Here is a 13,499-nt window from a genome sequence, read left to right as displayed (position 1 = left end):
CGTGAGTCTCACCCCGACCCCGGTTCCCGGCCCCGACGCCCCGCTGCGCGCCGCACTGCGTTACGGCTTGGCCGGTCTGGCCGTCCTGGTCGTGGCCTCGGTCGCGATCGGCTCGGCCGTCGCGGGGGTGCCCGGCCTGTGGGGAGCGCTGCTCGGCGCCGCGATCGGCGGCGGATTCATCCTCACCACGGCGGCGGTGATCCTGTTCGGCGCGAAGCTGCCGCCGAGCACCGCGGGCCTGGTCATGCTGGTCAGCTGGGTCGCCAAGGTGCTGGTGGTGTTGGTCGTGGTCGGGGTGCTGAACCAGTTCGCCTTCTACGACCGCGCGGTGCTGTTCCTTACCGTCATCGGGGCGCTGCTGATCGTGCTCGGCGCCGAGACGTATGGCGTTCTGCGGCAGAAGGTTCCGTACGTCACCAGTACCGCGGGCGACCCCGACCCCGATTCCGGGCACGAATAGCTTCACCCCCCTACACAGTGTCGTAGATAGCTTGGTAAAGTGTTGGTAAGCAAGCGACCAAGTGAGGGGGGATCACCGGATCCTCCGCCCTACCGCTATGCTTACTGCCGTGCCGGGCTCCGAGGGTTCCGGTTCTGCATGTCGACGAATGTCGCCGACACCCGTACAGACGCCCGGGCGGATTGCCGCGCAGCTGCTGACGAATTTCGAGCCGACCTGAGTCGACCCAAATTGATCGTCAATGTCCGATCGAACCGCGGGAATGAACGTACCCGCGGCCCGAACACGGGAGAGAACGCTGAGCGTCACCACTTTGGCGGCCGAGTTCCACGCGCCGTCGCTTACCGACTTCTTCCCTCCAGCCGTGCTGTTCGAGGGAACGCCGTTCGAACTCGATCGATTGATGCTGATTCGGCTTGTGATGACCGCGGTTCTGGTGGCTGTCATGCTGCTGGCATTCAGGTCTCCGAAGATCGTTCCGCGCGGGTTGCAGAATGTGGCCGAGACGGGTCTGGTCTTCGTCAAGGAGCAGATCTGCGACGAGGTCCTCGGTAAGGAAAGCGGTCGCAAGTTCTTCCCGCTGATCGCGACCATCTTCTTCACGGTTCTCTTTCTGAACTTCTCCGGCATCGTTCCGGGTTTGAACATCTCGTCGAACGCCCGAATCGGTATGCCGCTGGTGCTGGCGGTCATCGCGTATCTCACGTTCAACTACGTGGGTATCAAGAAGTACGGATTGCGGAAGTACATGCTTAGCAGCATCGTCGTGCCGAATGTGCCGCCCGCGCTGCATGTGCTGCTGATCCCGATCGAGTTCGTCTCGACCTTCATCCTGCGCCCGTTCACGCTGACCGTCCGACTCATGGCGAACATGCTCGCCGGCCACATCATGCTGGTGCTGTTCTTCAGCGCGACCTGGTTCTTCCTGTTTGACGCCGCGTCCTGGATGAAGGTGTTCTCGCCGTTCTCGCTGCTGGCCGGACTCGGCTTCACGCTGTTCGAGATATTGGTCATCTTCCTGCAGGCGTACGTGTTCGCTCTGCTGACAGCCGTGTACATCGGACTCGCACAGCACGCCGACGACCACTGACCTGACCGCACAACAAACGCCAAATCTGCTACACCGCGCCGACCGGCCGGTGAGCAACAGAAAGGGAATGGAAGACTCATGAGCCTCGCGTACCTGGCCCAGGAAGCCGCCACCTCCGAATCGACGTTCAAGGGCTTCGGCGCCATCGGCTACGGTCTGGCCGCCATCGGCCCCGGCATCGGCGTCGGCATCGTGGTCGGCAAGGCCATCGAGGGTATCGCCCGTCAGCCCGAGCTCCAGGGCACGATCCGCACCAACATGTTCCTCGGTATCGCGTTCACCGAGGCTCTGGCGCTGATCGGCCTCGTCGCCGGCTTCATTTTCTGATTCCGATGTACGAGTTCACCGTGCTCGCCGCGTCGGAGGGAGGGGATGTGAATCCCCTTATCCCCGAGACGTACGACATCGTCTGGTCCGTGGTCTGCGTCGCGATCATCGCGGTGCTGTTCTACAAGTACGTGATCCCGCGTCTGATGAAGACGCTGGACGAGCGTGCCGACAAGATCGAGGGCGGCATCGCCCGCGCCGAGGCCGCCCAGGAGCAGGCCCAGGTCACGTTGCAGCAGTACCAGCAGCAGCTGGCCGACGCCCGCCTCGAGGCCGCGCGCATCCGCGAGGATGCCCGCACCCAGGGACAGCAGATCCTCGCGCAGATGCGCGCGGACGCCCAGGCCGAGGCCGATCGCATCGTGGCCGCAGGCCACAGCCAGCTGGAAGCCCAGCGCCAGCAGATCCTGACCGAACTGCGCTCCGAGGTCGGCCGTACCGCTGTCGACCTGGCCGAGAAGATCATCGGGCAGTCGGTTTCGGACGACGCCAAGCAGGCGGCGTCGATCGAGCGGTTCCTCTCCGAACTCGACGACACCGACGCGGGCATCGGGGTCGGAAGGTAACCATGCCCGGGTGGGTCAGCGGCCGAAGGCGGAAGCGAAGCGTGACCACGCGGGCCGCCGCGCACGGGCAGAATCCAACACAGTGAAAGTGAGAAGCATGTACGCAGCGAGCCGCGAGGCAAGCGCCCGGTCCAGGGAGGCGCTTCGGGCCGCTCTGACCGGAAGCGACAGTGTTGCCGCCGCGACGGGCTCGGAACTGTTCGCCGTTGTCGCCGTGCTGGACGACCAGCGTTCGCTGCGTGTTGCGCTCGCGGACGTGTCGGTGCCCGGCTCGGTGCGCGCCGAGCTGAGTGAGCGGGTCTTCGGCGGCAAGGTCAGCGCGGCCACCCTCGCGGTGCTGACCACCGCGGTGGCGCAGGACTGGTCCCGTACCGCGGACCTGGTCGACACCCTGGTGCTGCTCGGCCAAGAAGCCCTGCTGGAGTCGGCCTCCGACAGCGGCAGGCTCGACGCGGTCGAGGACGAGTTGTTCCGGCTCGGCCGGATCGTCGGCGACAACCCGGATCTGGAGCAGGCGCTCTCCGATCGCGCGCGGCCCGCGGTGGCCAAGCGCGAACTCGTCGCGCGACTGCTCACCGGCAAGGTCGAGCCCATCACGCTCACCCTGGCCGAACAGGTGGTGACGCGACGGCTCGGCAGCATCGGCGATGCCTTCGACGAACTGTCCGACCTGGCCGCGGGCCGTCGTGAGCAGATCGTCGCGCACGTGCGGGCGGCCGTCGCGCTGACCGAGCAGCAACGCGACCGGCTCGCCGCGTCCCTGGCGCGCATCTACGGCAGGCAGGTCACGGTGCACGTCCAGGTCGACCCGAGTCTGCTGAGCGGCCTGGTCGTGCGCGTCGGCGACGACGTCATCGACGGCAGCGCCATCGGCCGACTGGAGCGGCTGCGACGCGAGCTGGCCTAGACGCGTCCGCACCACCCCCGACATTCGAGACCCACACAGCGAGAGCAGGAAGAACATGGCGGAGCTGACGATCTCCTCCGACGAGATCCGTAGCGCGATCGAGAGCTACACCCAGAGCTACACACCCGAGACCTCCATCGAAGAAATCGGTGTGGTCACCGACACCAGCGACGGCATCGCGCACGTCTCCGGCCTGCCCTCGGCGATGGCCAACGAGCTGCTCGAATTCCCGGGCGGCGTGCTCGGCGTGGCGCTGAACCTCGAGGATCGCGAGATCGGTGCGGTCGTCCTCGGCGAGTTCGCCGAAATCGAAGAGGGCCAGCAGGTCCGCCGCACCGGTGACGTGCTCTCGGTACCCGTCGGCGACAAGTTCCTCGGTCGCGTGGTCAACCCGCTCGGCCAGCCCATCGACGGACTCGGCGAGATCGAGGCCGAAGAGCAGCGCGTCCTCGAGTTGCAGGCCGCGACCGTGCTGGAGCGCCAGCCGGTCGAAGAGCCGTTGGCCACCGGCATCACCGCCATCGACGCGCTGACCGCCATCGGCCGCGGCCAGCGTCAGCTGATCATCGGCGACCGCAAGACCGGCAAGACCGCGGTCACCATCGACGCGATCCTGGCGCAGAAGGCGAACTGGGAATCGGGCGACCCCAAGAAGCAGGTGCGCTGCATCTACGTCGCGATCGGCCAGAAGGGCTCCACCATCGCGGGCGTGAAGTCCGCGCTCGAGGAGCACGGCGCGATGGAGTACACCACCATCGTCGCGGCCCCCGCCTCTGACTCCGCCGGCTTCAAGTGGCTGGCCCCCTACACCGGTTCGGCCATCGGCCAGCACTGGATGTACCAGGGCAAGCATGTGCTCATCGTGTTCGACGACCTGACCAAGCAGGCCGAGGCATACCGCGCCATCTCGCTGCTGCTGCGCCGTCCGCCGGGCCGTGAGGCATACCCGGGTGACGTCTTCTACCTGCACTCGCGTCTGCTGGAACGCTGCGCCAAGCTCTCCGACGCCATGGGCGCGGGTTCGATGACCGGTCTGCCGATCATCGAGACCAAGGCCAACGACATCTCGGCCTTCATTCCGACCAACGTCATCTCCATCACCGACGGCCAGGTCTTCCTCGAATCCGACCTGTTCAACAAGGGCGTCCGCCCGGCGATCAACGTCGGTACCTCGGTCTCCCGCGTCGGTGGCGCCGCCCAGACCAAGGGCATGAAGAAGGTCGCAGGTTCGCTGCGTCTGGAAATGGCCCAGTTCCGCGAGCTCGAGGCGTTCTCCGCCTTCGCCTCCGACCTCGACGCGGCCTCGCTGGCCCAGCTCGAGCGCGGTGCCCGCTGGGTCGAGCTGCTCAAGCAGGATCAGTACTCGCCGGTTCCGGTTGAGGATCAGATCGTGTCGATCTTCCTGGTCGACGGCGGCTACTACGACTCGGTCCCGGTCGGCGACATCCGCCGCTTCAATGTCGAACTGCTCGAGGATCTGCACCGCACCGCGCCGGAGGCATTCGCCGCCATCGAGGGCGGCAAGGTGCTCGACGGTGACGCGGCCGCGGCCATCAAGTCCGCCACCGACAAGTTCAAGCAGGGCTTCCTCGCCTCCGACGGCAGCCGTGTGGTGAACGAGGCGGCCGCGGGCGAACTGGACCACGAAGAGGTCGAGTCGCTGTCGGTCACTCGCAAGCACGTCGAGAAGTAAGCGCGGATCACCGATGCGAATGATTCTTGCGCACGAAGGGAGGGGCAACCGTGGCCAGCTTGCGTGAATTGCGCTCCCGCATTCGTGGTGTGAACTCGATCAAGAAGATCACCAAGGCCCAGGAGCTGATCGCGACCTCGCGGATCTCCAAGGCTCAGGCCAGAGTCGCGGCGGCTAAGCCGTACGCGGAGGAGATCACCAAGGTCCTCTCGGAACTGGCGAGTGCGTCGCAGAATCTGTCGCACCCGCTGCTCACCGAACGGTCGAATCCGCGCCGCGCCGCCGTCCTGGTCATCACCAGCGACAGCGGCATGGCCGGTGGCTACAACTCCAATGTGCTCAAGCGGGCCGAGGAGCTGATGACCACCTTGCGCGGCGAGGGCAAGGAGCCGGTGCTCTACGTCATGGGCAAGAAGGGCCTGACGTACTACACCTTCCGCAACCGGCCGCTGGTCGGTTCGTGGACCGGCTTCTCCCAGCAGCCCAAGTACGCCGACGCCTCCGAGGCATGCCACCACCTGGTGGACAGCTTCATGGCGGGTTCCGACGGCGAGGTGCCGACCCCCGGCGGCTCGACGATGGCGGGCGTGGACGAACTGCACATCGTCTACACCAGGTTCGTCTCGATGCTGACCCAGACCCCCGAGGTCCGCCGGTTGGCGCCGATCCAGGTGAGTTTCGTCGACGAGAGTTTCGACATCGGCGAGGACTTCGTGTCCGACTCGCCGACGGCGCAGGTCACGGCGCAGTACGAATTCGAGCCCGACGCCGACGTCCTGCTGGCGGCCTTGCTGCCGAAGTACGTCAACACGCGTATCTACGCGTCGTTGCTCGAGGCAGCGGCATCCGAGTCCGCAGCTCGGCGCACCGCAATGAAGGCCGCCACCGACAACGCGAACGAACTCGCGAGCGTGCTCCAGCGCGAGGCGAACTCGGTGCGTCAGGCCCAGATCACGCAGGAAATCAGCGAAATCGTCGGCGGCGTCAACGCGCTGGCGTCGAGCTCGGACCGCGACTAAGCGCCGCGGCCTGAGCACGGGGCCGTAATCACGAGGCCCCGCAGGCCGCAACCAGACACGGAGAGAACCAACACCAATGACCGCAGCTGTCACACAGGACAACACGAGCCGGACCGGCGCCGCCGCAGGTCGCGTCGTCCGCGTCATCGGCCCCGTCGTGGACGTCGAGTTCCCGCGCGGAGCCATCCCCGAGCTGTTCAACGCTCTGCACGCCGAGATCACCCTGACCTCGGTCGCCAAGACCCTGACCCTCGAGGTCGCCCAGCACCTCGGCGACAACATCGTGCGCACCATCTCGATGCAGCCGACCGACGGCCTCGTCCGCGGCGCCACGGTCACCGACACGGGCAAGCCGATCTCGGTTCCCGTCGGCGACGTCGTCAAGGGCCACGTCTTCAACGCGCTCGGCGACTGCCTCGACACCCCGGGCCTCGGCCGCGACGGCGAGCAGTGGGGCATCCACCGCAAGCCGCCGAGCTTCGACCAGCTCGAGGGCAAGACCGAACTGCTCGAGACCGGCATCAAGGTCATCGACCTGCTGACCCCCTACGTGAAGGGCGGCAAGATCGGCCTGTTCGGTGGCGCCGGTGTCGGCAAGACCGTTCTGATCCAGGAGATGATCACCCGTATCGCGCGTGAGTTCTCCGGCACCTCGGTCTTCGCGGGCGTCGGTGAGCGCACCCGTGAGGGCACCGACCTGCACCTGGAGATGGAGGATATGGGCGTCCTCCAGGACACCGCCCTCGTCTTCGGTCAGATGGACGAGCCGCCGGGCACCCGCATGAGGGTGGCCCTGTCCGCGCTGACGATGGCCGAGTACTTCCGCGACGTGCAGCACCAGGACGTGCTGCTGTTCATCGACAACATCTTCCGCTTCACCCAGGCCGGTTCCGAGGTCTCGACCCTGCTCGGCCGCATGCCATCGGCGGTCGGTTACCAGCCGACGCTGGCCGACGAGATGGGTGAGCTCCAGGAGCGCATCACCTCGACGCGCGGTCGGTCCATCACCTCGCTGCAGGCCATCTACGTGCCCGCCGACGACTACACCGACCCGGCCCCGGCGACCACCTTCGCCCACCTGGACGCGACCACCGAGCTCTCCCGCCCGATTTCGCAGAAGGGCATCTACCCCGCCGTCGACCCGCTGACCTCGACCTCGCGCATCCTCGAGGCGTCCATCGTCGGCGATCGGCACTTCGCGGTGGCCAACGAGGTCAAGCGCATCCTGCAGAAGTACAAGGAACTCCAGGACATCATCGCCATCCTCGGCATGGACGAGCTCTCCGAGGAGGACAAGGTCTTGGTGGGTCGCGCGCGGCGGCTCGAGAAGTTCCTCGGCCAGAACTTCATCGTGGCCGAGAAGTTCACCGGCCAGGTCGGCTCGGTTGTCCCGCTGGAGCAGACCATCGATGATTTCGATCGGGTCTGCAAGGGCGAATTCGACCACTTCCCGGAGCAGGCGTTCAACTCCTGCGGTGGTCTCGACGACGTCGAGGCGGCCGCCAAGAAGATCGCCGGAAAGTAGTCACCGATGGCCGATATGTCAGTTGATCTCGTCGCGGTCGAGCGGCGGCTCTGGTCGGGTCAGGCGTCGTTCGTCAGCGCCCAGACCACCGAGGGCCAGATCGGCATCATGGCCGGGCACGAACCGCTGCTCGGTCAGCTGGTCGAGGGCGGCATCGTGAATATCGTGCCGGTCGACGGCGAGCGAATCGTCGCCGCGGTGCACGGCGGTTTCTTCTCGGTGACCGCCAACTCCGTCCGGGTGCTGGCCGAATCCGCCGAATTCGCGGGTGAGGTCGACGTGGACGCGGCGCGCAGGGTGCTCGCCGATGCGGCCGCCACCGAGGAAGAACAGAAGGTGGCGCAGGCTCAGGTGCGCGCCTTCGAGCAGGCAGCGCAGCTCTGAGGCTGCCTTTGTTGTGAACAAGCCCATTGTCGGCGGCGAAGGTATCTTCGCCGCCGACAATGGTATTCAGCCCCGCGATATTCAACCCCGCCGCGTGGGCCGTATATGGCCTCGTGTTTGAATGTCCTAACGGGCGGGTAAGCGGCAGAGTTTCGTGCACGGCCGTCGAGTGAAAGGACGCACAGCATTGCAGACCGGGATGGTTATTCTGATCATTCTGGTGTCGGTGCTGGTCGCACTCGCCCTGATATCGATCTATCGGCTGGTCATGCTGCGTCGCGGCGGCACCGCGGCGATCCTGCGGGTATTGCCCGCGGAGGGCGGTCAGGGGTGGCGACACGGCCTGATCCGTTACGACGAGGATCGCCTCGTCTTCTACAAACTCACCAGTCTCAAACTCGGTCCCGATTCCACCATCAGGCGGCGCGGCATCGAGATCGGTGATCGTCGCGGACCGGTCGGCGACGAATACGACATCATGACCGACGAGATCATTGTGACCGCGGTCGCCGACGCCAACGGAAATTACGAACTGGCCTTGGATCGCGGCGCACGCGCGGCCTTCCTGTCCTGGGTCGAGTCGCGGCCATCGGATCGTACCCGGCGGCTGCCCGGTCTGTAGGGTCCGCAGAGTTTGAGGTGGGCGCGCCGCTAGGCTCGGTGGCGTAACGCGGCGAGTCGAGGCGGAAGGCGGATCCCCGCATGAGTGTGCATCTGACGCGGATCTACACCCGGACCGGTGACGACGGCACCACCGGACTGAGTGATTTCTCCCGGGTCGCCAAGAACGATCCCCGTTTGGTCGCCTATGCCGACTGCGACGAGACCAATGCCGCGATCGGTGTGGCGATCGCGCTCGGCGCCCCCGAGCCCGAGCTGCTCGCGGTGCTGCGCCAGGTGCAGAACGATCTGTTCGACGCCGGGGCCGATCTGTCCACGCCGGTGGTCGCCGAACCGAAATATCCGCCGCTGCGCATAACCCAGGACTACATCGATCGGTTGGAGCGGTGGTGTGACGAATTCAACGCCGAACTGCCGTCGCTGAATTCGTTCATCCTCTCGGGCGGCACCCCACTGGCCGCTCTGCTGCACACCGCGCGGACGGTGGCGCGCCGGGCCGAACGTTCGGCCTGGGCCGCGGTGTCGGCCTACCCCGACGACACCGGTGCCCTTCCGGCGAAATATCTCAACCGCCTGTCCGATCTGCTGTTCATCCTGAGTCGCGTCACCAACCCCGATGGCGACGTCCTCTGGCAGCCCGGCGGCGGCGGAACCGCCTCGGCCGACTAGCGCGCGTTCGCGCTGACGATCTCGCCCGACAGCGGCGCGATCGCCGCGATGATCTCGTCGACGAGGTCACCGGGCACGCCCGCGGCGGTCAGCGCCGCGATCAGGTGACCGGCGACCAGATCGAAGTGGTCCTGTTTGATGCCGCGACCCTGGTGCACATCGCGCATGGGCGCGCCACTGTAGTTCTGCGGTCCGCCGAGCGCGGCGCAAAAGAATTCGGTTTGCAGACCCTTCAGCCGCGACATGTTCACGCCGGTGAAGAATCCGGTGAGTTCCGGGTCGGCCAGGACACGGACGTAGAAGTCGTCGACGACGGTCTCGACCGCCTCGGCGCCGCCGATCTGCTCGTAGATGGAATTCGACATTGAAGTCTCCTCGCGGGTTCGTACGCGCACCACAGAATGTGGCGACTTATCGGTACCGTTTGTGATCCATGTGGTCTACGGATCGAAAACCACGGTAGCGCAACACATTTGAGTTCGCAGATCGAGGAAGGTGGACCGCCGCGCACGGTCGGGCGGCGGACTCCCTACGGACCGGGACGCTCCGGGGGAGCCAATTGCGGCGGAGTCCACATCGACAGCGCGCCCGCCGCGGGCTCGGGATCGCTCTCCGACGGCGCGGGCTCGGGCGGCCGACCCAATCTGTCGATCTCGGTGAACAGCGCCTCGACGATGGTGTGCATCTGCTTCTGCGCGATCTGGGCGTAGGTGCGGATGTATTCGATCTCCGCGGGCACCGGGTCGGGCGTGCCCTTGGGTACACCGGTGAGCGCGCCGATGCCGTCGGCCGCGTGCGCGGCCGACTCCTGGGCCTGGCGCAGGATATCGGCGTACTGTTCGCGCGCCGCCGCGACCAGTTCCCTGGCGTAGCGCTCGGCCTCGGCCACCGTCGTCTCGGCCGAGATCTGGGCTTGGCTGAGCATATTGACCGCGCGCACGCTCACGCCGAGCAGATCGGTCTGCGTCTCCTCGCGCAGCTGCGCGTTCTCTCGCCGCAGCGAATCGACCTCCGCGCGCAGCGACTCCACGGTCACCGTGCTCACCGGCGCCGCCTTGTGCAGCGCGAGCATGCGCTCGAGATCGGCGACCCGGGTGGCCAGATAGTCGTTATCGGCCAACAGGGAGCGCTGCCCGCCGTATTCGACCTGTTGGGTCAGGCGCTTGTTGGTGGTGTTCAGCCGGGTCAGCTCGCGGGCCACGCGTTCGCGGAATTCCTCGACCTCACTCTCGTCGTAGCCGCGCCGGCCCAGGGCCGATCTCTTGAACTGGAGTTTCTCGACATCTCGCGGTTTCAGCGCCATGTGGGTACCTCATGTCCGGTATCCGCCGGGGGCGCGGCGTCCGCCGCGCCCGACGGGTCGAAGTTCTCGAATCGGATCGCCGTATGCGCCAGACCGGCGCCGGTCAGTTCGTCCCTGGTGTGCTCGACCATCGCGACCGACCCGCAGACCAGCGCGGTATACCCCCGCCAGTCGCCCGCGCGCGCGGCGACCGCGCCGACCGGCCCGGTGGCGCCGCGGAAGGTCGGTTCCTCGGAGACGACCGGGGTGTAGCGGAACCACGGTCTGGTCTCGGCCATCTCTGTCAGGAAGCCGTGCTCGTAGAGGTTCCACTGCGTCCGTACCCCGTGGAAGAGGTGCACATTCGCGTTCGCGCCGGTGGCGCGCCATTCGGCGTCGAGCTGTTCGACCACCGCCGTCATGGGCGCGAGTCCGGTGCCGCCGGCGACCATGAGCAGGTCGCCGCGGAATTGGTCGGCCACCGTCAGCGCGGTGCCGATCGGCGCGCCCATGCGCACGGTCTCACCGGCCGCGACCTGCCGGGCGAGCGGCGTACTGACCTGTCCGCCCGCGACGATCTGAACGTGCAGGTCGATCGTGCCGTCGGCCCGCGGCGCGTTGGCCGGACTGTAGTAGCGCCACAGTTTGGGGCGCTGCGGTATCTCGACGGCGAAGGACTGCCCGGGGGTGTACTCGTATGGTCGTGTCGGACGCAGGCGCACCACGGCGACATCGATGCTGCGCCGGTCGGTACCGACAACCTCGGCCTCCCACCACGCTGGGGCGTCCATTTCGTTCTCCTCGGCCGCGAGCAGCATGATCTTGGCCACCACGCCGTACGCCTCGGCCCAGTCCGCGGCCAGCGTCTCGGTCCACGCGGCCCCGAGGAAATATTGCAGGGTGGCCAGCAGTGAGGCGCCCGCCGCCGGATAGTGATCGGCCACGACCTCGAACTTGCGATGGTCGCGGCCGAGCTGTTGGACGAAACTCGGGTCGGAGCCGATGCGGTCGACGCTGCTCACGATGCGCCCGAGCGCGGCGAAGAACCTCCCGCGCTGGGTGGCCATCGAGATCGGGAACATGGCGCGCACCTCGGGGTGGGCCGTGAACAGGTGTGAGTAGAAGTACAGCACCGCTTCGTCGCCGACTTCCTCGACGTCGCGCCAACTGGCCTGGAGTGCGGGGATATCCATATTGCTTCAGCAGGCCGTCCGGCTCTCGTCGGGTCGGGTGGCCGCGTTCGGATTTCGGGTAGTCGACAAAACGTCCCAATCCTGTGATGTCGGTTGTTGTTTCACACTCGCCCGGACATCGGAGCCAACGACGACGCCGCCATGACTCCCCGTATGTCGGGCACGAGTCCACTGACTGGCCGGTAGCCTAGAGCAGAACCGGCGAGCTTGCAGACCGAGTACTTCGGGATGAATCGCGCAACAGAGCGGTCGGTCCGGTATCGGGATCGCGTACACGCGCATGCGTCGCCTGGGCGATGGATAAGCTAGCCGGTGTGAGCGAACGGTTTCTGGTCACCGGGGGCAACAGGCTCGTCGGCGAAGTCACGGTGGGAGGCGCGAAGAACAGCGTCCTCAAGCTGATGGCTGCCGCCCTATTGGCCGAGGGGACCTCGCGCATCACCAACTGCCCCGACATCCTCGACGTGCCGCTCATGGCCGAAGTGCTGCGCGGCCTCGGATGCGAGGTGACGATCACCGACGACGCACCCGGCGACCGCTCCGTGGTCACCATCAACACCCCCGCCGAACCGAAGTATCACGCCGATTTCCCCGCCGTCACCCAGTTCCGCGCCTCGGTCTGCGTCCTCGGCCCGCTCATGGCGCGGTGCAAACGCGCCGTGGTCGCGCTGCCCGGCGGCGACGCGATCGGTTCGCGCCCGCTCGACATGCACCAGGCAGGCTTGCGGCTGCTCGGCGCGACCAGCGAGATCGAACACGGCTGTGTGGTCGCGCGGGCCGACGAATTGCAGGGCGCGCGCATCCGCCTCGACTTCCCGTCGGTCGGCGCGACCGAGAACATCCTCATGGCCGCGGTACTGGCCGAAGGGGAGACCGTCATCGACAACGCCGCGCGCGAACCCGACATCGTCGACCTGTGCAACATGCTGATAAGGATGGGTGCCCGCATCGGCGGCGCGGGCACCTCGGTGCTGACCATCCAGGGCGTTGAGCGGCTCCGGCCGACCGACCACCGAGTCATCGGCGATCGCATCGTCGCGGCGACCTGGGGGATCGCTGCGGCGATGACCCAGGGCGACGTCAAGGTCGGCGGGGTCAATCCGAAGCATCTGTCACTGGTATTGGACAAGCTCCGGTCCGCGGGCGCGCGCATCTCCTTCGAGGTCGACGGTTTCCGGGTGATTCAGCCCGACCGCCCGCGCGCGGTGAACTTCTCGACGCTGCCCTTTCCCGGCTTCCCGACCGACCTTCAACCGATGGCCATCGGCCTCGCCGCGATCGCCGACGGCACGTCGATGATCACCGAGAACATCTTCGAGGCCCGATTCCGGTTCGTGGAGGAGATGATTCGCCTCGGCGCCGACGCCCGCACCGACGGTCACCACGCGGTGGTGCGCGGAATACCGCGGTTGTCGAGCGCGCCGGTGTGGTCCTCCGATATCCGCGCGGGTGCGGGCCTGGTCCTCGCGGGTCTGGTGGCCGACGGCACGACCGAAGTGCACGATGTCTTCCATATCGACCGCGGCTATCCGAATTTCGTGGCGCAGTTGCAGTCGTTGGGCGGTCAGGTCGAGCGCGTCGGCGTCTCGGATTGATCTTGCCGCGAGGTTACGGCGAAGCCACATCGGCGAAAACCATTCCTGACCAGGCGATTTGACATCATGCACGACGACACGTAACTTTGTTCAAGTCAGAGCGACACGGACACCAACCCCGGCCTCGGCGGTCACGCTGAGAGCGGCCAACGGTAACGTTGGAGGGGC

General features: G+C 66.5%; 15 protein-coding genes. 12 read left to right on the top strand and 3 right to left on the bottom strand.

Annotated features, from left to right (window positions below; all coding sequences use genetic code 11):
* The first annotated feature begins 1 nt into the window (after window position 1).
* The 11 genes from APZ21_RS25955 (at window position 2) to APZ21_RS25905 (ending at window position 9,261) form a co-directional block, all read left to right on the top strand.
* Window positions 2–460 carry a Cg1360 family ATP-synthase-associated protein gene (locus APZ21_RS25955; protein ID WP_054815905.1) on the top strand — a complete coding sequence of 153 codons (459 nt, stop codon included), beginning with the start codon at window positions 2–4 and terminating at the stop codon, window positions 458–460.
* A gap of 241 nt (window positions 461–701) precedes the next feature.
* The gene (gene atpB / locus APZ21_RS25950) at window positions 702–1,550 is read left to right on the top strand and encodes a F0F1 ATP synthase subunit A (protein ID WP_174553659.1); all 849 of its coding nucleotides are present in this window, start codon (window positions 702–704) and stop codon (window positions 1,548–1,550) included.
* 78 nt (window positions 1,551–1,628) lie between these two features.
* Complete coding sequence (locus APZ21_RS25945) at window positions 1,629–1,877, top strand: ATP synthase F0 subunit C (RefSeq protein ID WP_040704792.1); 249 nt, start codon at window positions 1,629–1,631, stop codon at window positions 1,875–1,877.
* Window positions 1,878–1,882: 5 nt separating this feature from the next.
* Window positions 1,883–2,443, top strand: coding sequence for a F0F1 ATP synthase subunit B (locus tag APZ21_RS25940; protein WP_054815904.1), 561 nt, complete (start codon window positions 1,883–1,885; stop codon window positions 2,441–2,443).
* A gap of 97 nt (window positions 2,444–2,540) precedes the next feature.
* A complete protein-coding gene (locus APZ21_RS25935; RefSeq protein WP_054815903.1) occupies window positions 2,541–3,350 on the top strand; it encodes a F0F1 ATP synthase subunit delta in 810 nt (269 codons plus the stop codon).
* A 55-nt stretch (window positions 3,351–3,405) separates the two neighbouring features.
* The gene (gene atpA / locus APZ21_RS25930; protein ID WP_054815902.1) at window positions 3,406–5,043 is read left to right on the top strand and encodes a F0F1 ATP synthase subunit alpha; all 1,638 of its coding nucleotides are present in this window, start codon (window positions 3,406–3,408) and stop codon (window positions 5,041–5,043) included.
* A gap of 50 nt (window positions 5,044–5,093) precedes the next feature.
* Window positions 5,094–6,062 (top strand): F0F1 ATP synthase subunit gamma, encoded by a 969-nt coding sequence (locus APZ21_RS25925; protein WP_054815901.1) that lies wholly within the window; start codon window positions 5,094–5,096, stop codon window positions 6,060–6,062.
* A gap of 76 nt (window positions 6,063–6,138) precedes the next feature.
* Window positions 6,139–7,587, top strand: coding sequence for a F0F1 ATP synthase subunit beta (atpD, locus tag APZ21_RS25920; protein WP_054815900.1), 1,449 nt, complete (start codon window positions 6,139–6,141; stop codon window positions 7,585–7,587).
* Between the two features lie 6 nt (window positions 7,588–7,593).
* On the top strand, window positions 7,594–7,971 hold the full coding sequence (locus tag APZ21_RS25915; RefSeq protein WP_054815899.1) for a F0F1 ATP synthase subunit epsilon: 378 nt from the start codon (window positions 7,594–7,596) through the stop codon (window positions 7,969–7,971).
* Between the two features lie 199 nt (window positions 7,972–8,170).
* Complete coding sequence (locus APZ21_RS25910) at window positions 8,171–8,593, top strand: DUF2550 domain-containing protein (protein WP_054815898.1); 423 nt, start codon at window positions 8,171–8,173, stop codon at window positions 8,591–8,593.
* 80 nt (window positions 8,594–8,673) lie between these two features.
* Window positions 8,674–9,261: a cob(I)yrinic acid a,c-diamide adenosyltransferase gene (locus APZ21_RS25905; RefSeq protein WP_054815897.1), complete on the top strand. Its 588-nt coding sequence runs from the start codon at window positions 8,674–8,676 to the stop codon at window positions 9,259–9,261.
* On the opposite strand, the gene APZ21_RS25900 is transcribed toward APZ21_RS25905, so the two are convergent.
* The 3 genes from APZ21_RS25900 to APZ21_RS25890 all read right to left on the bottom strand — a co-directional run bounded on the left by APZ21_RS25900 (window position 9,258) and on the right by APZ21_RS25890 (window position 11,736).
* Window positions 9,258–9,626 (bottom strand): group I truncated hemoglobin, encoded by a 369-nt coding sequence (locus APZ21_RS25900; protein ID WP_054815896.1) that lies wholly within the window; start codon window positions 9,624–9,626, stop codon window positions 9,258–9,260. The genes APZ21_RS25905 and APZ21_RS25900 overlap by 4 nt on opposite strands.
* Before the next feature lie 164 nt (window positions 9,627–9,790).
* A complete protein-coding gene (locus tag APZ21_RS25895) occupies window positions 9,791–10,564 on the bottom strand; it encodes a DivIVA domain-containing protein (protein WP_054815895.1) in 774 nt (257 codons plus the stop codon).
* Complete coding sequence (locus tag APZ21_RS25890; RefSeq protein ID WP_054815894.1) at window positions 10,555–11,736, bottom strand: globin domain-containing protein; 1,182 nt, start codon at window positions 11,734–11,736, stop codon at window positions 10,555–10,557. Before APZ21_RS25890 ends, APZ21_RS25895 begins: the two co-directional genes overlap by 10 nt.
* 314 nt (window positions 11,737–12,050) lie before the next feature.
* On the opposite strand from APZ21_RS25890, the gene murA reads away from it, so the two are divergent.
* Window positions 12,051–13,331 (top strand): UDP-N-acetylglucosamine 1-carboxyvinyltransferase, encoded by a 1,281-nt coding sequence (murA, locus tag APZ21_RS25885; RefSeq protein ID WP_174553660.1) that lies wholly within the window; start codon window positions 12,051–12,053, stop codon window positions 13,329–13,331.
* Window positions 13,332–13,499: the final 168 nt, after the last annotated feature.

It is taken from the genome of Nocardia arizonensis (assembly GCF_001310275.1).
Lineage (GTDB): Bacteria > Actinomycetota > Actinomycetes > Mycobacteriales > Mycobacteriaceae > Nocardia > Nocardia arizonensis.
The sequence above is the reverse complement of the archived record's forward strand: the minus strand, read 5'-3'. Positions and strand labels throughout refer to the sequence as shown.